Origin of the sequence: Actinocrispum sp. NPDC049592 (genome assembly GCF_040675465.1) — a bacterium.
Lineage (GTDB): Bacteria > Actinomycetota > Actinomycetes > Mycobacteriales > Pseudonocardiaceae > Kibdelosporangium.
On sequence record NZ_JBFAPA010000003.1, the window covers coordinates 124,354 to 143,982 of the forward strand.

The 19,629-nt window shown below is 68.8% G+C and carries 15 protein-coding genes and 1 tRNA gene; 7 read left to right on the forward strand and 9 right to left on the reverse strand.

Annotated elements, in window-relative coordinates; genetic code table 11:
• Positions 1 to 145: 145 nt before the first annotated feature.
• The 4 genes from AB0J95_RS10610 to AB0J95_RS10625 form a co-directional block, all read right to left on the reverse strand.
• A complete protein-coding gene (locus tag AB0J95_RS10610; protein WP_364756163.1) occupies positions 146 to 883 on the reverse strand; it encodes a serine protease in 738 nt (245 codons plus the stop codon).
• A 175-nt stretch (positions 884 to 1,058) separates the two neighbouring features.
• Positions 1,059 to 2,444 carry an NAD-dependent succinate-semialdehyde dehydrogenase gene (locus tag AB0J95_RS10615; RefSeq protein WP_364755364.1) on the reverse strand — a complete coding sequence of 462 codons (1,386 nt, stop codon included), beginning with the start codon at positions 2,442 to 2,444 and terminating at the stop codon, positions 1,059 to 1,061.
• On the reverse strand, positions 2,441 to 3,754 hold the full coding sequence (gene gabT / locus AB0J95_RS10620) for a 4-aminobutyrate--2-oxoglutarate transaminase (RefSeq protein ID WP_364755367.1): 1,314 nt from the start codon (positions 3,752 to 3,754) through the stop codon (positions 2,441 to 2,443). The genes AB0J95_RS10615 and gabT overlap by 4 nt, the downstream gene beginning before the upstream one ends.
• A gap of 52 nt (positions 3,755 to 3,806) precedes the next feature.
• On the reverse strand, positions 3,807 to 5,147 hold the full coding sequence (locus tag AB0J95_RS10625; protein WP_364755370.1) for a PucR family transcriptional regulator: 1,341 nt from the start codon (positions 5,145 to 5,147) through the stop codon (positions 3,807 to 3,809).
• A gap of 179 nt (positions 5,148 to 5,326) precedes the next feature.
• Between AB0J95_RS10625 and AB0J95_RS10630 the strand changes: the two genes are divergently transcribed.
• Both AB0J95_RS10630 and AB0J95_RS10635 read left to right on the forward strand, forming a co-directional pair.
• Positions 5,327 to 6,238: a universal stress protein gene (locus AB0J95_RS10630; RefSeq protein WP_364756165.1), complete on the forward strand. Its 912-nt coding sequence runs from the start codon at positions 5,327 to 5,329 to the stop codon at positions 6,236 to 6,238.
• A gap of 45 nt (positions 6,239 to 6,283) precedes the next feature.
• On the forward strand, positions 6,284 to 8,086 hold the full coding sequence (locus tag AB0J95_RS10635; protein ID WP_364755373.1) for an FAD/NAD(P)-binding protein: 1,803 nt from the start codon (positions 6,284 to 6,286) through the stop codon (positions 8,084 to 8,086).
• On the opposite strand, the gene AB0J95_RS10640 is transcribed toward AB0J95_RS10635, so the two are convergent.
• Complete coding sequence (locus AB0J95_RS10640; protein WP_364755376.1) at positions 8,073 to 8,960, reverse strand: SDR family oxidoreductase; 888 nt, start codon at positions 8,958 to 8,960, stop codon at positions 8,073 to 8,075. The genes AB0J95_RS10635 and AB0J95_RS10640 overlap by 14 nt on opposite strands.
• A gap of 358 nt (positions 8,961 to 9,318) precedes the next feature.
• Complete coding sequence (locus AB0J95_RS10645; protein ID WP_364755379.1) at positions 9,319 to 12,759, reverse strand: tetratricopeptide repeat protein; 3,441 nt, start codon at positions 12,757 to 12,759, stop codon at positions 9,319 to 9,321.
• 95 nt (positions 12,760 to 12,854) lie between these two features.
• On the opposite strand from AB0J95_RS10645, the gene AB0J95_RS10650 reads away from it, so the two are divergent.
• From AB0J95_RS10650 to AB0J95_RS10660, 3 genes are read left to right on the forward strand one after another with little or no spacing between them, the layout of a single operon-like run.
• Positions 12,855 to 14,840 carry a phospholipase A2 gene (locus AB0J95_RS10650; RefSeq protein WP_364755382.1) on the forward strand — a complete coding sequence of 662 codons (1,986 nt, stop codon included), beginning with the start codon at positions 12,855 to 12,857 and terminating at the stop codon, positions 14,838 to 14,840.
• Complete coding sequence (locus tag AB0J95_RS10655) at positions 14,821 to 15,855, forward strand: DUF6745 domain-containing protein (RefSeq protein ID WP_364755384.1); 1,035 nt, start codon at positions 14,821 to 14,823, stop codon at positions 15,853 to 15,855. Before AB0J95_RS10650 ends, AB0J95_RS10655 begins: the two co-directional genes overlap by 20 nt.
• Before the next feature lie 10 nt (positions 15,856 to 15,865).
• Positions 15,866 to 16,252 (forward strand): hypothetical protein, encoded by a 387-nt coding sequence (locus AB0J95_RS10660; RefSeq protein ID WP_364755387.1) that lies wholly within the window; start codon positions 15,866 to 15,868, stop codon positions 16,250 to 16,252.
• Here the strand turns inward: AB0J95_RS10660 and AB0J95_RS10665 are convergent.
• Complete coding sequence (locus AB0J95_RS10665; RefSeq protein ID WP_364755390.1) at positions 16,230 to 17,066, reverse strand: alpha/beta hydrolase; 837 nt, start codon at positions 17,064 to 17,066, stop codon at positions 16,230 to 16,232. The two genes, AB0J95_RS10660 and AB0J95_RS10665, sit on opposite strands and share 23 nt — an antisense overlap.
• A gap of 61 nt (positions 17,067 to 17,127) precedes the next feature.
• Here AB0J95_RS10665 and AB0J95_RS10670 point away from each other — a divergent pair, with 61 nt between their 5' ends.
• Complete coding sequence (locus AB0J95_RS10670) at positions 17,128 to 18,042, forward strand: SDR family oxidoreductase (protein WP_364755393.1); 915 nt, start codon at positions 17,128 to 17,130, stop codon at positions 18,040 to 18,042.
• Here the strand turns inward: AB0J95_RS10670 and AB0J95_RS10675 are convergent.
• Positions 18,033 to 18,983 (reverse strand): YafY family protein, encoded by a 951-nt coding sequence (locus AB0J95_RS10675; RefSeq protein WP_364755396.1) that lies wholly within the window; start codon positions 18,981 to 18,983, stop codon positions 18,033 to 18,035. The two genes, AB0J95_RS10670 and AB0J95_RS10675, sit on opposite strands and share 10 nt — an antisense overlap.
• 243 nt (positions 18,984 to 19,226) lie before the next feature.
• Positions 19,227 to 19,300: transfer RNA gene (locus AB0J95_RS10680), tRNA-Leu, on the reverse strand.
• A gap of 101 nt (positions 19,301 to 19,401) precedes the next feature.
• On the opposite strand from AB0J95_RS10680, the gene AB0J95_RS10685 reads away from it, so the two are divergent.
• Positions 19,402 to 19,623: a DUF3618 domain-containing protein gene (locus tag AB0J95_RS10685; RefSeq protein ID WP_364755398.1), complete on the forward strand. Its 222-nt coding sequence runs from the start codon at positions 19,402 to 19,404 to the stop codon at positions 19,621 to 19,623.
• The last annotated feature ends 6 nt before the right edge of the window (positions 19,624 to 19,629 follow it).

Here is a 19,629-nt window from a genome sequence, read left to right on the forward strand (position 1 = left end):
GCAGTAGGTGCGCACACCGATTGGATGGATCCCCAAACGGTGAACCTGCAGCTCGCTTGGATGGATCCGCAGTAGACCTGTAGGTGAGGGGGTCGGCCCGATTGGGCCGACCCCCTCACTCTTTTGCTTGTATAGCTAAGCTTTCTCAGATCCTTGCTGCGGCAGCGGCGATCGCGGACGCGAAGGTGCTCACCTCGGTGTAGACGCCGGGCTTGCCGGGGCGGGCGCAGCCTTCGCCCCAGCTGACGATGCCGACCTGGATCCACGCGTTGTTGTTGTCGCGGCGGAACATGGGGCCGCCGGAGTCGCCCTGGCAGGTGTCCACGCCGCCCTGGGGGAGGCCGGCGCAGATCTCGGCGGAGGCGATCAGGCCGGCGTAGTCACCGCCGGCTGCCTTGCAGGTGGCGTCGCTGACGAAGGGGACCTGGGCCTTGAGCAGGTAGCGCTGCTGGCCGCCGCCTTCGGTGGCCGCGCCCCAGCCGGCGACGGTGAACGTGCCGGTGTCGAACGCCTTGGTGGTGGCGATGGGCAGCAGCGGGATGGTGGAGGGGGCTGGGCTGGCCAGTTTGATCAGGGCCCAGTCACCGCCGGTGGAGGTCGGGTACGTCGGTGAGCGGTGCACGTAGGTCGAGCGGATCTTGACGGCGGCGCTGCTCTGCAGGTCGACGACGCCGAGGGTGGCGGTGATCGACGTGTTGCTGCCGGTGCGGGACACGCAGTGCGCGGCGGTCAGGACGATCTGGCGGGTGTACAGGGCACCACCGCAGCCCATCGACAACCGGACCATCCACGGGAACTCGCCCTGGGCCGCGCGCGTGCCACCGACGACGTTCGTCTGCGGGGGCTGCGCGACGGCGGGTGAGGCGAGACCGAGGATGGTCACGGCGCCGACGAGGCCGACTGCGGCTTTTTTGAGCGCGCTGAACCACGTATTGGTGCTCACGGGTCATTCCTCTCGGGTCCACAGAAGAGATGCAGGGATGTGGAACTCGAATCGATGACACCAGAGCCCAATCCGGGCGGTCAACCAACTTTCTTCGGTTGTTCTTCCCGGTGTGTTACCACGATGTTGCGACGTAGGCGGTTTCCAGGTATTCCTCGATACCCTCGAAGCCGCCTTCCCGGCCGAGGCCGGACTGTTTGACCCCGCCGAACGGCGCCGCGGGATCGGACACCAGGCCCCGGTTCAGGCCGACCATCCCGACCTCCAGCCGTTCGGACATCCGCAGGCCACGGGCCAGATCCCGGGTGTAGACGTAGCCGGTCAGACCCATCTCCACCGAGTTCGCGACCGCGATGGCGTCCTCGTCTCCCGAGATCGGCACGATCGACGCGACCGGCCCGAAAATCTCCTCGGTCACCAGCACCGAGTCACGCGGAACATCGGTTACGACAGTCGGGGGATAGCGGAATCCGGGCCCGGGGTCCCGCTTTCCGCCGAGCAGTACCCGGCCGCCGGAGAAATCCACCTTCCGCTCGACACCGGCCACCGCCTTCTCGTTGACCAGCGGCCCGGTGGCCACCTGGTTCATCGCGGAAACGAGCATGCCGGTGAACTCGCCCGCCACGGATTCATGGATGAGAAATCGGTTGGCCGCGGTGCACGCCTGGCCATAGTTGCGCATTTTCGCGAGCATCGCGCCTCGCACCGCGGCCTCCAGGTCGGCGTCGTCGAGCACGATGAACGGCGCGTTGCCGCCGAGCTCCATCGACGCGTTGACCACCCGCTCGGCGGCCTGCGCCAGCAACAACCGCCCGACCGGCGTCGACCCGGTGAACGACACCTTGCGCACCCTGCTGTCCGCCAACGCGGCCGACGCGATCTCACCGGGCCGGTCGGTCGTCACCACGTTGACGACACCGGCAGGCGCGCCCGCGTCCGCGAAGATCTCGGCGAGCACCAGCGCGGTCAACGGCGTGTCCTCGGCGGGCTTCAATACGACAGTGCACCCCGCGGCGAGCGCCGGACCGATCTTGCGTGTCGCCATCGCCGCCGGGAAATTCCAAGGGGTGAGCAACAATGCGACACCCACCGGCCGTTTGAAGGTCAGGATCCGGTTGGCCCCAGCGGGTGCCGTCCGCAACTCACCGCCAATACGCACGGCTTCCTCGGCGAACCAACGCAGGAACTCCGCCGCGTAGGTCACTTCGGCGAGCGCGTCCGCGAGCGACTTGCCCATCTCGCGCACGATCAGCGCCGCGATCTCGTCCCGTCGCGCGATCATCGCGTCGAATGCCTTGCGCAGCACTTCACTGCGCTCACGCGGTGCGGCCGCGGCCCACAACGGCTGTGCCTCGTGCGCCGCTTTCAACGCGCGATCGAGGTCGTCCAGGCCCGCGCGGGCCACCTCCGTGATGGGTTCGCCGGTCGACGGGTCCAGCACCGGGAACGTGCCCGCCGAGCCCGAGGTCCACTCGCCACCGATGAACATGTCCGTCCTCATAGGACTTCTCCCGCCGCAGCGTCCAGAATGTCCAGGCCTTCGGTGAGCAGGTCCGCGCCGATCACCAGCGGTGGCAGGAACCGCAGCACGTTGCCGAAAGTCCCGGCTGTCAACACGATCAGGCCCGCCTTGTGGCAGGCCGCGGCCATCGCGGCGGCCTGCGCGGAGCCACGTTCGGCGAACTCGACCGCCAGCATCGCGCCCCGGCCGCGAACGTCGCCGATGGCCTCGTACTTGGCCGCCAACGCCTCCAGGCGTGGCCGCATGGTCGCCTCGATCCGTTGCGCCGCAGCACAAAGGTCGTCGGCGCGCATGGTCTCGATGGCCGCGAGGGCGGCCGCGCAGGCGATCGGGTTCCCGCCGTAGGTGCCGCCAAGGCCGCCGACGTGCACAGAGTCCATGATCTCCACGCGGCCGGTGACCGCCGCCAGCGGCAGGCCGCCCGCGATTCCCTTGGCGGTGGTGATCAGGTCCGGGACGATGCCCTCGTGGGTCGAGGCGAACCAGTCGCCGGTGCGGCAGAAGCCGGTCTGGATCTCGTCGGCGATCAGCAGGACGTCGCGCTCGGCGCACCAGTCGGCGACCCGCTTGAGGAACCCGGGAGCGGGCACGATGAAGCCGCCCTCGCCCTGGATCGGCTCGACGATGACCGCGGCGACGTTGTCCACGCCGACCTGCGTTTCCACCGATTGTGTGAACGCCGCATACGCCTGGTCAGCACACACATCCGGACCGCCCGGCCAGCGGTACGGGTAGGCCATCGGCACCCGGTGGATCTCCCCGGCGAACGGGCCGAACCGGTGCTTGTAGGGCATGTTCTTCGCGGTCAGCGCCATCGTGAGGTTGGTACGGCCGTGGTAGGCGTGGTCGAAGGCGACGATGGCCTGGCGGCCGGTGTGGTGGCGCGCGATCTTCACCGCGTTCTCCACCGCCTCGGCGCCGGAGTTGAACAGCGCCGACCGCTTCTCGTGACTCCCTGGGGTCAGCTCGTTGAGGCGCTCGGCGACGGCCACGTACTCCTCGTACGGCGTGATCATGAAGCACGTGTGGGTGAAGTCCTCCACCTGCTTGTGTACGGCCTCGACCACGCGCGGTGCCGAGTTGCCGACGCTCGTGACAGCGATGCCCGAGCCGAAGTCGATCAGCTGGTTGCCGTCGGCATCGACCGCGATCCCGCCGCTCGCGCGCTCGATGTACACCGGCAACGTCGTGCCCACGCCGCTGGCGACCGCCGCGGTCTTGCGGGCCTGCAGCTCGCGCGAACGCGGGCCGGGGATCTCGGTGCGCAGAACGCGCCGCTGCTCCGTCATGCTTCTATTGCAGGCGCGGTCCTGGGGATTCCGCAGTTGTCCATTTGGACAGCTACTTGTCCAAATGGATAGCCAGCCACAGCTCGGCGCGGGCGCCGGTGTCGCCGAGGCTGCGGCCGAGCAGGTCCTCGATCTTGCGGATGCGGTAGCGGAGGGTGTGCCGGTGGATCTTGAGTTTGGCGCTCGCCTCCGCCCAGCTACCGCCGGCCGCCAGGAAGACCTTGAGCGTGTTCAGCAACTCGGCGGGCAACGGGTCGAGCAAAGCCTTGGCGTACGCGCGAATTTCCGGAGTGTCCACTTGGGACAGCAGGCTTCTCGCGGCGACATCGTCGCGGGTGATGATTCCCGGCTTCGTCAACGCCTTGGCGAGGCTTCGGGCCTGTTCGATGGCTTCGGGCAGGTCTTCGGCCGGGTCGCTGACCGCGGCGCGGCCGGTCAGGTGGTCGGCGAGGGGGAAGTCCGCAGCGAAGATCCCGATGTCGTCGATCATCAGAACGTCGTCGGGGAGGGTCTCCTGGTCTTGGATGACCGCCGCTCGGTACGGCGGTTGCGGGAGGTCCTTCGCGATCTTGACGGCTTCGTCATGCAGGCCGTTGACCAGCAGATACGCGGCGGCGGTCCGGACGGTTCGCTCGGCTTCGCGGGCACGGCCGGCCTGGTCGTCCTGGAACGACAGCAGGTTGGCCGCGATGCCGATGACCCCCGCCGCGTCGGGGTTGAGCTTCGGCGCGCCGACCGCGAGATAGCCGTGCTCGGTCGGGTGCACCGAGATCTGGTCGGTGTCCGTCGACCAGGAGACCGAGAACCGGCCGGCCGGGGTGGTCCGGGTGAGCTCCGCCTGGACCTGGCCGAGTTCGCGCCGGGCCTTGGCCGGGAAGACGGCTTGCGGGCGCCGGTCCTTGTCGAGGGCCATTGCCCACCCGTTGAGCCACTTCGCGAGCCTGCGGACGATCTCCGTCTGCGGATCCTTGGTACCCAACGCTCGGATGAGCGTGCGTTCGGCGTCCACTGTGGACCGCACGGCTTTGACCGCGGTGCGGGCGAGGTCGTCCGCCACGAACCGCACGATGTCGGCGAACCGCGTCGCCAACGGCACCTCGAGCAACGGCACGCTGTTCTGCTGGCAGGTCGCGATGAGACCGTCCGGAACGGACTCGTGCGACAACCCCACCCCGAACCCGATCCCAACCACGTCGAGACGACCGACATACTCCTCCGGATCCCCCAGTTGGATCCCCGTGGTCAGCAGCAACGTGCCCGGCCGCAGGAACGGACCAGGGTCCGCGAGCTCGCTGACGTGAACCCACTCGACCGCCCGCCCCAGCTCCCCCTCCCCCGCGAGCACCCGCAGCCCAAACCCCCGCTGCCGCACAACCGCCCCAACACTGAGCACCCCCACATGCTGCACGCCCCGCCAACCAGGAGCAAAGTAGAAACCGCCAACCGCAATCCGAGCAGCCCCCGCCCTCCACTGGGGGGCACCCCTGCGGCCAGTCTATCGAGGTGGGAGGGGGTGGGGGAGGTTTTGGGCGTGCGAGTGGGCCGTTCGCACGGGGTTCGCTCCGATGGGTGATGGGAAGGGGTGGGGTTGTGGGTGAGGTGGCGCATGATGGGGTTGTTGTTGGGTTTGATGGGTCGGTGGCTTCTCGGCGGGCTGCTTACTGGGCCGCGCGGGAGGCGGCGACGCGGCGGCGGCGGTTGCTGGTTGTCAGCGCGTTTCGGTGGCCGCTGACGGAGTTGACGCAGCTGCGGACGGAGATCGTGGTGCTCACCGAGGATCCGTTCCGGGCCGAGTACCAGAAGCTCGTGGACTCCGTCGTCGAGGAGTGCCGCGAGCTGGCCGGTGGGATGGAGGTCACCGGGGAGGTGCTCACCGGGGAACCCGTGGATGTGCTCGATCGGGTGTCGGTGAACGCGAATCTGCTGGTCCTGGGGTCGTCGGGGCATGGCACCGCGCATCAGGTGCTGCTCGGGTCGACGTCGGCGGAGTTGGTGCGGTACGCGCACGCCCCGGTGGTCGTGGTCCGCGGCGACGACCTCACCCACGGCAAGGTCGTGGTGGGCGCGGATGGGTCGCCGACCAGCACGAGGGCGGTGGACTTCGCGTTCGACTTCGCGTCACGGCACAACGCCGAGCTGGTGGCCGTGCACGCGTGGAGCGACCTGCCGTTGGACGCCCTGGCCGCGGTCCGGGAGTGGGATGTGGACTGGGACGAGGTGACCGAGTCCGCGCGGACCGTGCTGTCCGAGGCGATCGCGGGCCATGCCGAGCGGTACCCGGATGTCCGAGTCCGGCAGGTCGTCGCCATGAGCAAGCCGGTACAGGCGATCCTGGACGAGGCGGAGGGCGCGGATCTCGTGGTGGTCGGCAGCCATGGGCGTGGAGCGGTGCGGCGGATGCTGCTCGGGTCGGTGAGCCAGGCCATCCTGCATTACGCGAAGTGCCCGGTCGCTGTCCTGCGGGCGGAGCCAGGCGTCCACTAGGTGGGCACTGTTGCTTCCCGGCGCCGCAACCGGACTATTGGGTGAGTGCCGTCGATTGTGATCGTGGGAGGTGGGCCGCGCGGGGTCGGTGTGCTGGAACGGTTGGGCGCCAACATCGAACTGTTCACCGGCGAGCTGGACGTCCATCTGGTGGATCCTTTCCCGGTGGGTGCCGGGCGGGTGTGGCGGTATGAGCAGTCGCCGCTGCTGCGGATGAACTCGATGGCCGAGGACGTCACGATGTTCACCGACGAAAGCGTGACCTGCGAGGGACCGGTCCGTCCGGGACCGTCGCTTTCCCAATGGGCCCAGCAGGTCCGGCCGGAGACCCTGCCCGCGGACATCCGCGAAGAGGTGGAAACGCTGACCGGCACGGCATTCCCCACCCGCCGCCTGCAGAGCGCCTACCTGAAGTGGTTCTACGAACACACCGTCGCCACCCTCCCGCCCAACGTCAAAGTCCATGTCCACCAGGACATCGCGACCAGGATCAGCGAAGACCCGCAGACCGTCTGGCTCAAGGACACCCCGCCGGTCAGGGCGGACGTCATCGTGTTCACGGTCGGCCACCTGGACAACAAACCCAAGCAGGACCTCGAAACCTACGCACGGGACCACGGCTTGTTCTACCTGCCACCGGAATACTCCGCGGACGCCGACCTCGACGGCATCCGCCCCGGCCAGGACGTGCTGATGCGCGGCTTCGGCCTGGCGTTCATCGACCTGATGGTGCTGCTCACCGAAGGCCGCGGCGGCAAGTACCGGACCGAACCCGACGGCGCCCTGACGTACCTGCCCTCCGGCGAGGAACCCCGGCTGATCGTCGGTTCCCGCCGGGGCGTGCCGTACCACGCCAAGACCGACTACCGCCTCAAAGCCGGCCGCCCACCGCTGCCGAGGTTCTTCGTGCCGGAGGCCTTCGCCGCAAGGGACAAGCTCGACTTTCACGCGGACGTGTGGCCGCTGATGGCCAAGGACATCGCGTGGGGTCACTACCACGAGCTGTTCAACGCCCACGCAGACCGCGTTACCACCACATGGAGTGATTTCGCCGAAAGGTTCGCCGCCTTGACGTGGGGCTCTCACCAGATGCAGGCCCTAATCAACGGCACGGTTCCCGGCGAGGAGGACCGGCTCGACTTCGAGGCCCTCGACCGCCCGCTGACCCAGAAGTTCGACACACCCGAAGCGCTGCAGGAACACCTGCGAACCGTGATCCGCCAGGACATCGACCGCCGTCACGACGACCGCCACAGCCCGGATCTCGGCGCGTTCATGGGCCTGCTGACCGGCTTCGGCGGCCTCGCACCGCTTGCGGCGTCCGGAAAACTCACCACCACCTCGCTCGTGCACGATGTCGGCTGGTGGCAGGGGTTGTTCAACCTCCTCGCCAGCGGCCCGCCAGGGCACCGGCTGGAGGAGCTGCTTGCCTTGTCCCGAGCGGGAATCGTCGAGTTCCTGGGCGCGGACATGCGGGTAGCGGCCCAGGATGGCGTCTTCAGAGCGACGACATCCAGTCACCCCCAACCGGTTACCGCGACGGCGCTGGTCGAAGCGAGACTGCCGAAGCCCGGGCTCACCGGCACCACCGACGAACTGATCCACTGGCTCAACGACAACGCCACCGCGGAGGTGTTGCGGGACCCGGCGGTCGAGACCGGCCGGCTCGTGGTGACACCGGCCGATCTGCGAGTCGTCGACCGCGAAGGACGCCCGCACCCTTCGCGGTTCGCCTTGGGACCGTTGACGAACGTGGTGGCAGCGACCGCGTTCGCCCGGCCGCACACGAACGCGCCGGCGTTCCGGCAGAACGACGCGGTCGCCCGCGCCATCCTCAGGACGCTGTAGCCGGCACGATCCACTTGCGCAGCAGTGGCGGGAGGCGTTTCTCCAGCCCGTAGGACTCCAGATGCGCCTGGAACACCTCGTTGAAGGCGTGCTCGACGCCCTCGGAGTCCCACACCTCCCGCTCCAGGATCGGCGCCTTGAAGTACGGCTGCCCGATGATGTGCAGCTGCGGGCCGTTGCACCGGATGATCTGCCCGGTGATCCCGTGCGACCGGTCGGACAGCAGGAACAGCGCCACCGGCGCGATCCGGCTGGGTGTGCGGTCCGGCGGGCAGGCCCGCAGCGACCGCTCCGACTTCCACACCATCCTGGTGTGCGCCAACGGGCACAGCGCGTTGACGCGGATTCCGGCCTCCTCCATGTCCAGCGCCCACGAGTAGGTGAGCGATGCCACCGCGCCCTTCGACGCCGAGTACACCCCGAGTTTGCGCTGCCCCAGGTGCGCCCCGGAGGAGACGTTGACGATCGACCCGCCACCCTGTGCACGCATGTGGCGGGCGGCCGCGATGCCGACGTACATCACGCCGAGCACGTTGACCTCGACCAGTTCCCTGAGCTGGTCGACGTCCTCGTCCCACGGGAGGGCCTCGTAGTTGAGGCCGGCGTTGTTGACCAGTCCGTCGATCCGGCCGAACTCGCCCACGCACAGCTCCACGATCTGCTGTGCCTGCGTGGGGTCGGCGACCGAGTGGGTACTCGCGACGACCTTGCCCCCTTGCGCCCTGATGTTCTCCGCGGTCCGTTCCGCCAGGTCAGCGTCGATGTCGTTGACCACTACCGCCGCTCCCGCGTGCGCGGCGTGCAGGGCGAAAGCCTCGCCGAGGCCGCGCCCGGCCCCGGTGATGACCACGGCCTTGCCGTCCAAGAACCTCATGGCACAACGGTGGCAGTGGCCGGCTGCCACGGGTGGGTGACCCGCGCCGAGCGGTCCGCTCATTGCGCCAAACGAACCATCGAGTTAGGCCGCACAATACAGCGCAACCTATCAACGTCTCCGTCCAGAATGTGCCGAAGCGGTGAATCATATTGCCGGTTTGGATCTCAAAGTTGCCGGTCGCCGGTTTAGGGTTCGACGAATCTCGCAGCTCAGACGTGGTCTAGACCTGCCGCTGAACACTGTTCTGAAGTACAGGGACATTTCACTCCTGATCCACAGGGGCGCACTACTGTTGTCCTCAGTCCGGGCGGCGTATTACGGCATAGGGGGGTATGTCGTAATACGCTCCGGATGGCTAGTCGTCGATCGGCGGCACGCCGAGCGCGGTGAAGATCGCGGCCGCGGTGCTCCGTTCCACCAACGCCTCGGCGGTCTCGCCCAGTCCCTGCTGGATCTGCGCCTTCGCCTGACGCGCCCACGCCTCCACCAGACGCTGACCCGTGCGCCGCGCGATGGTCAACGCCTGCTGAGCGTGGTCGTGCGCGCGAGCGAAGTCGTTGAACGCCAAGTACCCCAACGCGAGCACGGTCAACGCGCGCGCCTCCAGCAGCCGCATCCCGGAGTCACGCATCACCGACAACGCGTCCCGCGCGGCGGTCAACGCCTCGGCGACGTGTCCCGCGCGGCGCAACGCGGCCGACATGCCGATCAGCACGGACGTCTCGCCGTAGCGGAACTCTATGTCCCGGGCCAGGTTCAGCGCGTCCCGGTAGTGACCGAGCGCGATGTCCGTGTGGCCACGGCGCATGTGGGCGGTCGCGACGATGTCGAGGCCGCTGACTTCGTGCCGTCGTTCGCCTAACTGACGCCCCTGAGTGATAGCAGTGCGCGCCAACACGACAGCCCTGCGATACCTACCGGCGTCACAGTGGGTCTCAGCAAGGCAAATGATCGTACTGACCTCACCGTGCCTGTCCCCCAGGTGACGGCAGGTAGCCAGGGCCCGTAGGTGGCACTGCACGGCCGCGTCCATGTCGCCGAGCGCCCAGTTCGCCAGACCGGCGCCGTTCAACGCGCGCGCCTCGGTGTTGCGGTTGCCGAGTTCCCTGGCCAGCGTGATCGACTGCTTGTGCCAGCTCAGGGCTTGGTCCGGGCGGCCGAGCGAAAGCTGTGCCACGCCAACGTAGTTGAGCCCGGTCGCCTCACCCGCGCGGTTGCCGGTCTCGCGGTTGATCGTCAACGCCTGCGAGTAGTAGCTGGCGGCCTGCGCGGGACGGCCGAGCTGCGAGTGCACGCGGCCGAGGTTGTGCAGGGAGGCGGCTTCGCCGGTGCGGTTGCCGATCCGCCGGTTGAGCGCGAGGGCCTCGTTGTGGTTGGTGATCGCGCGTTGGTAGTCGCTGAGGTTGTAGTAGATCAGGCCGACGATGTCCAAAATGGACGCTTCGGCCATGGGATCGCCCTCCTGGCGGGCGACGTCCAGCGCCACCTGGCAGATCTCCAGGCCGTCCACGCCGTGGCCGCGGCTGATGAAGTACCCGCGCAGCGCGTCGGTGATCTGCCAGGCGAAGGGGCGCAGTCCTTTCGCCGCGGTCGCGGCCCAGTTGATGGCCGCGATCAGGTTCGGGCCCTCGGCGTCGAGCCAGCCGATGGCCTCGGTCTCGTCGGTCAGCGCGGTGATGTGCACACCCGGCGCGGGCGGCTTGATGGGCAACCGCATGGTGTCCGGGAACAACCGTGTGGTCGCCGCGTGCGCGGTGTACAGGTAGTAGTCCAGCAGGCGCCGCAACGCGGGTTCGGCGTCCTCCGCACGCGCTTTGCTGCCCGCGTATTCGGCGAGCAGGTCGTGCAGGCTGAACCGGTCGCCGCTCTCCGGGTGCACGAGGTTCGCCGACACCAAGTGCCCCAGCCACCGCCGCACGTTCGCCGGGCTGCCCGCGGTCATGGCGATCGCCGCGTCGGACGAGAAATCCGTGCCAGGAACCAAGCCCAGCAACCGGAACAGCTGCTGTGACTCCGGGCCGAGCCTGGTGTACGACAGGTCGAACGCGGCCTGCACGGCGCCTTGCTCATCGCCGTCGACCGCTAGCCCAGCCAGACGGCCCTGCCTCCGCAGATCCGCCGTGTACGCGGCGATCTCCGTGTGTGGCCCCGAAGACAGGTTCGCCGCGGCGATCCGTAGTGCCAACGGCAGGTACGCGCACGCGTCGAGCAGATCAGCGACCGAGGCTTCTTCGTCGCGCATCCGGTCGACGCCGATCGTGCGCTCCAGCAACGCCTGCGCCTCTTCGGGATGCAACCCGTCCAGCTGCATCCGGTGCGCACCCTCACGCGCGGACAAACCGCCCAGACGGCCCCGGCTGGTCACCAGCACCAGACAGCCCGCGCTGCCCGGCAGCAACGGCCGGACCTGGTCCACTCCGCTGGCGTTGTCCAGCACGATCAACACCTTGCGGTTGGCCAGGAGCGTGCGGAACATACCCATGCCCTCGTCGACGTCAATCGGCACCTGCTCGGCCGGGACCCCCAGGGCGTGCAGGAACCGTGACAGTGCGTCCAACGGCCGCACGGGTGGCCCCGAGGCCGCGTAGCCACGTAGGTCGACATACAGCTGACCGTCGGGATAACGGTGACGTACGCGGTGTGCCCAGTGCACGGCTAGTGCCGTCTTGCCGACGCCAGCGATGCCTTCGATGGTCACGATCACCACGGCGGTCGTCTGGTCGCCTTCGGGGACCAGCGAGTCCAGCATCTCCAACTGCGCCTCACGCCCGGCGAACCCGGTGACGTCCGCGGGCAACTGCGCCGGGATCGCACGACTGGTCATCGGGGACACAGTGGACACTTGGGGCGTCTCGCGCTGCAGGATCCGCAGGTGCGCGTCCCGCATCTCGTTGCCCGGCCGCACGCCCAGCTCGTCCGCCAGCCGGTCGCGCACCTCGGCGAACAACCGCAGCGCCGCCGCCTGCTGACCGGACCCGGCCAACGCGGTCATCAGCCGCGCGTTGAGCCCCTCGTGCAGGCCGCCATGCAACGGATCCTCACCCGCCAAGCGGTGCAATTGGACTGCTGCCTGCTCGTGCCGGCCAAGCTCGATCGCGAGGTCGGCGTACGACAGCACCCCAGCCAGACGACGCTGCGCCAGTGCCATGGCCGCCGGGTGCCTACGCAGCCTGTCGGGCATATCGCTGAGTACGGAGCCCCGCCACAGGCCCAGGGCCTCGACGAACAGCGCCTCGGCGGTGTCCGGGTCCTCCGCGGCGATCCGCCGCGCCTCGGTCGACAGCTCGTCGAACCGCAGCGCGTCCAGGCCGTCGGAGTCGACTCTCAGCTGGTAGCCGCCGTGCGCAGCGACGATCGGCTGGGCCGGGTCCAGCGCACGGCGCAGCCGGGCGACGTAGGTGTAGACCAGGTTGAGCGAGGACTTCGGGGGGTGCTCGCCCCACAGAACGTCCACGATCTCCTCGCGCGTGACCACCCGGTTGGGCTGCAGCGCGAGCAGGGCCAGCAGCGACCTCGGCATGGACGGGCCGATGTCCACCGGGCCCGCACCGGTCCGCACGGTCAGCTCCCCCAGCACGTGGATGTGCACGTCAGCGCGGCCGTCCAGGACCAGCCCGACCACCTCGGCCAGCCGGCGCATGGACGCCGGCCGCGGCTTGGCCACCCGGCCCTGCTCGATGTAGCGGACCGCACGCACGCTCACTTCGGCCCGGTCCGCCAGCTCCTGCTGGGTGAGCCCAGCACGGACCCGGTGAGCCCGCAGTAGCTCACCCAACTCGTTGGGGCCGAACGCCATAGGGGTGATCCTGCCGGAACAACCCGGCCGGCCCCACCAAAACGGTGGTGCGGGCCTGACTGGGTCTTCACGATCTCTGCGGGTACTTTCCGTATGTGCGCAGGTTGGTGGGGGTCGTAGCGGTCATCGTGGCCGCGCTCGGCTTCGGGATCGTCGCGTCCCGCCCCGCCGCGCCGCCGACCGACATCCCGCCCGGTGACCTGGCGCTGGCCGCGCAGACCATCGAGGCGCTGCTCCATCCGGGCTCCGGGGTCGACCCGCTGGCCACGCTGCCGCCCGACTTCACCGCTGTGGAGAAGGTCACGCCCGGCCGGATGCGCGCGCCGGATGGCACCATGCGCGCGGTACACGTCGACGGCGGCTGCTCGACACCTTGGGGCGACGAGAACACCCGATGGGACTACAGCGTCGGCTGCAAGGCGCACGACCTCGGTTACGACCTGCTGCGGTACGCGGAGAAGAAGGGCCACCCGCTGCCCGCCGACCTCCGCCGCCGCCTGGACGACCAGCTGTCGTTCGACATGCACCACCAGTGCGTGCTCAACCCGCAGAACTCGGCCGGGATGTGCTCGGTGGTGGCGTCGCTGTACACGGTCGGCCTGGTGGTCAACTCGTGGCACCAGCGCTGGGGTCCGCCGCGCGCGGAGCCGATCTCGTCGTGGGCCGTGGGCCTGCTAGTGGTCATCTTCCTGCTCGCCGCCCGGCCGCCATGGAAGCGTCGTACTCCTAGCAAACCCGTTGCGCCCCGGCCTTCCGGGCACCCGTACATGTCGTTCCTGCAGGTGCTGAGCCTGGCCGGGGTCGTGGTCGGCGAGACCGTGCTCGCGTTCGCCGGGAACACCAGCCTGGGACAGCTACAACTGGCGCCACTGCTGTTCTTTGCCAGCGGTCATGCCAACTTGGTTGCGTGGCGGCAGTCCAACGAGGACTACGGCGTGTACCTGGCCAACCGGATCACCGCGCTGCTGCGGCCGACGTTCGCGTTCGTGCTCGCGTGGCTGATCGTGCCGTTGGCGCTCGAGGCCCTTGACGCGCCTACCGGGACGATCAACGCGGTGGGCCAGTTGGTCTTGCAACCGTTGTGGTTGCTGGGACTCGTGTTGATCACTGTGGCTGCGTGTCCGCCGATGCAGTGGCTGTACCAGCGGTTCAGTTGGGTCGTTCCCGCCGTGTTGCTGGTGGCGACGACGGCTGTTGACGTTGCTGGGGACTCGGCGCCGTACGTTCACGTCAGCGGGGTGCTGCTGGCGTTGGGGTTCGCGCAGCTGGCCTTCCACTGGCAGGACGGGCCGCTGCAACGCGTTCCCCGCGTTGTGTTGATCGTCGGTGCTGTAGCTGCCTTGGGTGCGTTTGTCGCGCTGGGGTACCTGCCGTTGCTCGGGATCGCCTTGGTGTGCCTGGCGTGCATGGTTCGCACGTACGGGTGGGTGCCCCGGCAGGCGGTCAGCGTGCTGCGGAACATGCCGATGACGGTGTACCTGGTGTACGTCGGGATCGTGTTGCTGGTCTTCGGGTTGACGAGTGCGACAGGTGTGGACTGGTTCACCCGGTTCCGGACCTGGCTCGGGATAGCCATGATCGTGGCGGTGACGCTGGCCGCGTTCTTCTGGTTCGAACGGCGTCCGCGGCCGTCGGCGACGTTGTCCGGACCGGTGACGGGAATACACGCACTCGCGTCGGCGCTTGGCGTTGGCTACAGCGTGCTAGGTGTGCTGGGGTTCGCTGTCACCGGCGTGACCTGGCAAGTCGGGGCGCCGTGGCTGTTCGGGCTGGCGCTGGACCCACTGGCCAACCTGATCCACCTCATGCTGGGCGGGTACCTGATTCAGTACGTCCACAGCGTCCACAGTGGACTCAGTCGGCGTGGTAACCAGTCGTGGCCGTGGCTGCTGGCCGCGGCGGCTTGTATCCCACCGATCTTCACCACCTGGAGCCCGATCGGGCTGGTGCTGCACAGCGCCACCGTCGCGGTCGCCCTTGCCGTGGTTTTCGTCCATAGTGGACGTGCGAGCGTGTCATCTGACACAGAGGATCCGGCTCCGGCGCGGCATCCTCTGCCGGGTGACGCAACTGATGGCTGAGGTCCGCGCGGAATGGCTGGCCCACGGGCTGTGCACGCAGCCCGCCGACCGGCCGGCCGCGGTCGCGGGCGTCGCCCAGGCCTACCGCGCGGCGGGACTCCCCCCGCCGGAGCACGTGGTCTGGGCGGGGTCACCGTTCTCGGGGGCGGACGAGGCACAGAAGTCACGTCAAACGGCTGGCCCCAGCGTGCAGTACGAGGTGCACAACTACATCTACCTCGGCGACTCGCTGTCGGAGCGGATCAGCCCGGCCACGGGCAACCAGATCTGGTCCGAGGTCGGCTTACCCGTGCACGCGCAGGTCAACGCGGTCGTCCAGGCCATCGAGGCGGAGCTGCGGTCGATGCGGGACCTGCTGTGGGAGGGCATCGAGGGCCAGTTCAAGGCCGCCGAGCTGAGCCGGTACGACATGTACGCCCGCCTGGGGGCGGTGCCGTGCGGACGAGTCGCCGGGATCACCAGGGTCGCGAAGTCCGCGGGCATGTGGTGGCCGCGGCGGGACGCCGTGGTGCTGTGTGAACGGCCGTCGGCGCTGTACCGCGACGACCAGTACCGGTTGCACCGGGCCGACGGGCCCGCGCTCGTGTACCCGGACGGCTGGTGTGTGTACGTGTGGCACGGGACCCGGGTCCCGGCCTCGCTGATCCTGGACGGCTGGCCGATCGAGCAGATCGTCCGGGAGCCCAACAGCGAGGTCCGCCGGTGCGCGGTCGAACGAGTCGCCTCCGTCGAGGGGTGGGAGTCGCTCATCGCCCGTGCGGGCTGGCCCCAGGTCGGTAGCACCGTGGCAGACCCCGGCAACCCTGGGCAGACACTGTCGCTGTACCGGGTGCCGGACATCTATCCCGTCCCCGTCAACCTCCTGCTGATGACCAACGGGACGCCCGAGCGGGACGGCACCCGCCGCTCCTACGCCGAGACCGTCCCCGCCGACCTCACCGACCCCGTGGCGGCCGCCGCGTGGCAGATCGGCATCTCCGCCGACGCCTACCGCCAGACCGTCCGCCGCACCTAGGGAGACTCCCGTGATCCTCAGCCAGCTCCTCGGCGGTGACCTGCGCGTTCTCGCCCAGGACCTCGACATTCCCGTGCTCGCCGGCCTGCAGCACCAGGGCGACGTGTCCGTCGTGCCCGCCGCCATGGTGCACGACTACATCGAGCCCGCCACCTACGTCCCGGCCGAGGGGGTTGCCGTTGTGCAGGCGCTCTCCAACGGCAACACCCACCTCCTCCTGGCGTCCGGGGACGTGCGGTACTCGCCCTCGGACGGCTGGCTCACCTTGGGGTCGCTGCACGTTCCGCCGGGGGCCGAGGCCTATCTCGACCACCCCGAGCACGGCAACAGCGGCATCGCGCCCGGCCGGTACGTGCTGCGGCGCAAGCGCGAGCTCACCGGCCTGGTGATCGACTGAGGATCTCGGCCGCCTCCTGCGGGTACATCAGGAACCGCACGTGGCTGCTGTCCAGCGAGTGCACCTCGAACGGGTTGTCCGGGGTGAGCGCGTCGGCCTCCCGGATGAACCGGTCCTGCAGGGCCAGCGGCATGGACAGGTCCTTGGTCAGCCGGATGTAGGTGCGTGGGATGCGGCCCCAGGTCGCCGCGTCGGCCCGGTGGGTGCCCGCGTCGAGGCTCTCGTCGGGTTCGAGGGTGTTGAGGTACGCCAGGAACTCCTGCTCGGTGCCGTCATCGAGCAGCGCGGTCTTCAGCGCGGCGAGCAAAGCCGGGTCGGCGGTCCGCCAGTTCATCCGCAGCAGGCCCAGCTCGGCCGGGTTGCCCGCCAAGATGCCCACCGTGGCCGCTAGGGCGCTCGTCGCGTTCTCCGGTTCCGTCGCGTACTCGCCCACCGTCAGGTCCACGCAGCACCACGCGGAGATGTAGACGATCCGGTCGACCAGCTCGGGGATCGCGTTGCCGACGCCCGTCAGCGTGAGACCACCACGGCTATGACCCACGAGCACTACAGACCCGTGCTCGGCGACGCGCCTTACGACATCGACTACATGCTCCACAGCCGCGTCGGTTCCCAGCACACTGCCCGGTGCCTTGGCGAAGGCCTCGAGGTCCTGCGGCGCCTGGTACGCGACCGGGAACGACGCACCGAACCCGTGGCCCGGCAGGTCGACCGCCAGCGAGCGGTGCCCGCGCAGCGCCAGTTCGCGCTGCAGGGGCGCCCAGGTGAAGGAGTTGCTGCTTGAACCGTGCACAAACACGTACGTCGGAGTCACCCGGACATCCTTACCCAAACCATGACACGTTCTGACAGGGTTCGCCGCGAGTGTGGCGGGCATGACAGATCTTTCGGGCAAGGTGGCGGTGGTGGCCGGTGGCACGCGCGGGGCGAGCCGGGCGATCGCGGTGGAGCTGGGGCGCAGTGGTGCGACGGTGTATGTGACGGGACGGACGTCCGGTACCCAACGGTCCGAAGTGGACCGGGCGGAAACCATTGAGGACACCGTCGCGCTGATCGAAGCGGCTGGGGGCACGGGGTTCGCGGTGCGCGTCGACCACCTCGACCCAGCGGCGGTCGCCGAGTTCGCCGCGCGCGTGGAACGGGAGCAAGGGCGGATCGACATTCTGATAGATGGGGTCTGGGGCGGTGATCACCATCTGCAGTGGGCGAAACCGGTGTGGGAGCACTCGCTGGAGGCGAGCCTGCGGATGATCCGGCTGGGCATCGACGCGCACATCATCACGAGCCATTTCCTGCTGCCGCTGGTGATCAAGCAGCCGGGCGGCCTCGTGGTGGAGATGACCGACGGCACCGCCGAGTACAACGCGCGTTTCCGCCGTGGCACGTCGTTGGCGTTCTATCTGGCGAAGACTTCCGCGCATTCCATGGCGATCGCGGAGGCGTTCGAGCTGGAGTCCTTTGGTTGCACGGCAGTCGCGTTGACCCCCGGGTGGCTGCGGTCGGAGGCGATGCTCGACATCTTCGGCGTGACCGAGGAGAACTGGCGGGACGCGGTGGCCAAGGAGCCGCACTTCGCCATCGCCGAGTCGCCGACCTACGTGGGCCGCGGGGTGGTCGCCTTGGCCGCCGACCCGGACAAGGCGCGGTTCTCCGGCAAGACGTTGGACAGCGGCAGCATCGCTCTTCGTTACGGCATACGGGACATCGACGGTAGCCAGCCCGATGCGTGGCGATACTCGACCGAGGTGACCGACGCGGGGAAGCCCGCGGACACCACCGGCTACCGGTGACGTTCGGCCATCCGCCGCGCGGCGTCCGCGAACGCGGCCCGCGTGGCGGGTGGCTCCAGCACCTCCACCTCGGTCCCGAGGCCCAGCAGCATCACGGCGGCTATTTCCGGGTCTTCCAGGGCGAACCCGACCTCCCGCCAGCCATCCGGCCCTGGGTCGTGTCGTACGGCTTCGGCCGCGGCTTCGACGCCGATGACCGACGGCAGCGCCTTGAGTCCCCTCGGGCTGAGGCGGACGCGGATCGGGATGCGCCGCAGGGTGTTCTCGAACTGGGTCGACGCGTTCTCCCACCAGCTGCCCAGGTCGAAGTCCGTGGGGCGCTCGAAGGGTTCGGCGAGGTCCTCGACCTGGTCGATCCGGCCGACGCGGTAGGTGCGGACGGTGCCGTCGACCTGTGCCACCAGGTACCAGACACCCGCTTTGAGCACGAGCCCCAACGGTTGCAGCACACGCTCGACCGTGCCCTTGTACGTCACCTTGACGCGGTGCTGTTCCCACACCGCTTGCGCGACCGCGGCGAGGTGTTCGGCCTGGTCCTGCGGGTGGAACCAGCCGGGCGCGTCGAGGTGGAACCGTTGCGCCATGTGCTGGGCCTGTTCCCGGATCTGGGGCGGCAGCGTGGCGTTGACCTTGGCGTGCGCAGCGGACATCGCCGTCCCCAACCCCAGCTCGGCCAACGCCCGCGGCACCCCCATCGCGAAGATCGCGACAGCCTCCCGCGACGTCAACCCATCCAGCCGAGTCCGCCACCCATCAACGAGCCGAACCCCGCCATACCGCCCCGCCTCAGTCCACAAAGGAACCCCAGCATCCACCAAAGCGGCCACATCCCGGTGAACAGTCCGCTCGGAAACCCCAAGCGCAGCAGCCAACTCCCCAACAGTCGCCCCCCGCCGCCCCTGCAACATGAACAACAACGCCACCAACCGTTCCGCCCGCACCCCCAGATCATCCCCCCGCCCACCCCGCAATAACCAAGGGGCGCCCCACCACCACCAAGCTCAGCCGTCACGGAGCCCAGGGCTCCGCCCATCGGGGGCAAGGGGCTGCGGCCCCCGAGGGCGAAGCCCGCAACGGGGTCTGGGGCGAAGCCCCAGCTTCGGGGGTCTGGGGGTCGCCCCCCAGAAATTACGCCGGAGCGATCCCGGCGAGCGCTATCCGCGAGCAGGGGCCGCCCAATCGCGTAGGGCTGGGGGGACTCGAACCCCCACTGGCACGGACCTAAACCGTGTGCCTCTGCCAATTGGGCTACAGCCCCTACTCGACTGACTCCGGACAGCCTAGTGGTATCCCTGGAGGGCACGGACACCATGGGTGATCTACCGTAGGCCGCGAGAGCCAGGATTCTTGGGAGGACATGTGGCCCGCGACCCCGACACCATCCAGCGAGACATCGAGCAGGCGCGGGATGCGCTGGCTTCGACTCTGGATCAGCTCGGCACCAAGGCGAATCCGAAGAAGCTGGTGGATGACGCCACTTCGAGTGTGAAGTCGAAGTTCGATGACCCTCGGGTGAAGGCGGCGCTGATCGGGGTGGGTGTGCTGGTCGCTGTGCTTGTGGTGCGCCGGATCTTCCGCTAGCCCCCG

Excerpts from the sequence above, each read along its gene's own strand:
- AB0J95_RS10615 (WP_364755364.1), bottom strand. The coding sequence starts at position 2,444 with ATGAGGACGGACATGTTCATCGGTGGCGAGTGGACCTCGGGCTCGGCG.
- gabT (WP_364755367.1), bottom strand. The coding sequence starts at position 3,754 with ATGACGGAGCAGCGGCGCGTTCTGCGCACCGAGATCCCCGGCCCGCGT.
- AB0J95_RS10630 (WP_364756165.1), top strand. The coding sequence starts at position 5,327 with ATGGGAAGGGGTGGGGTTGTGGGTGAGGTGGCGCATGATGGGGTTGTT.
- AB0J95_RS10640 (WP_364755376.1), bottom strand. The coding sequence starts at position 8,960 with ATGAGGTTCTTGGACGGCAAGGCCGTGGTCATCACCGGGGCCGGGCGC.
- AB0J95_RS10645 (WP_364755379.1), bottom strand. The coding sequence starts at position 12,759 with ATGGCGTTCGGCCCCAACGAGTTGGGTGAGCTACTGCGGGCTCACCGG.
- AB0J95_RS10670 (WP_364755393.1), top strand. The coding sequence starts at position 17,128 with ATGACAGATCTTTCGGGCAAGGTGGCGGTGGTGGCCGGTGGCACGCGC.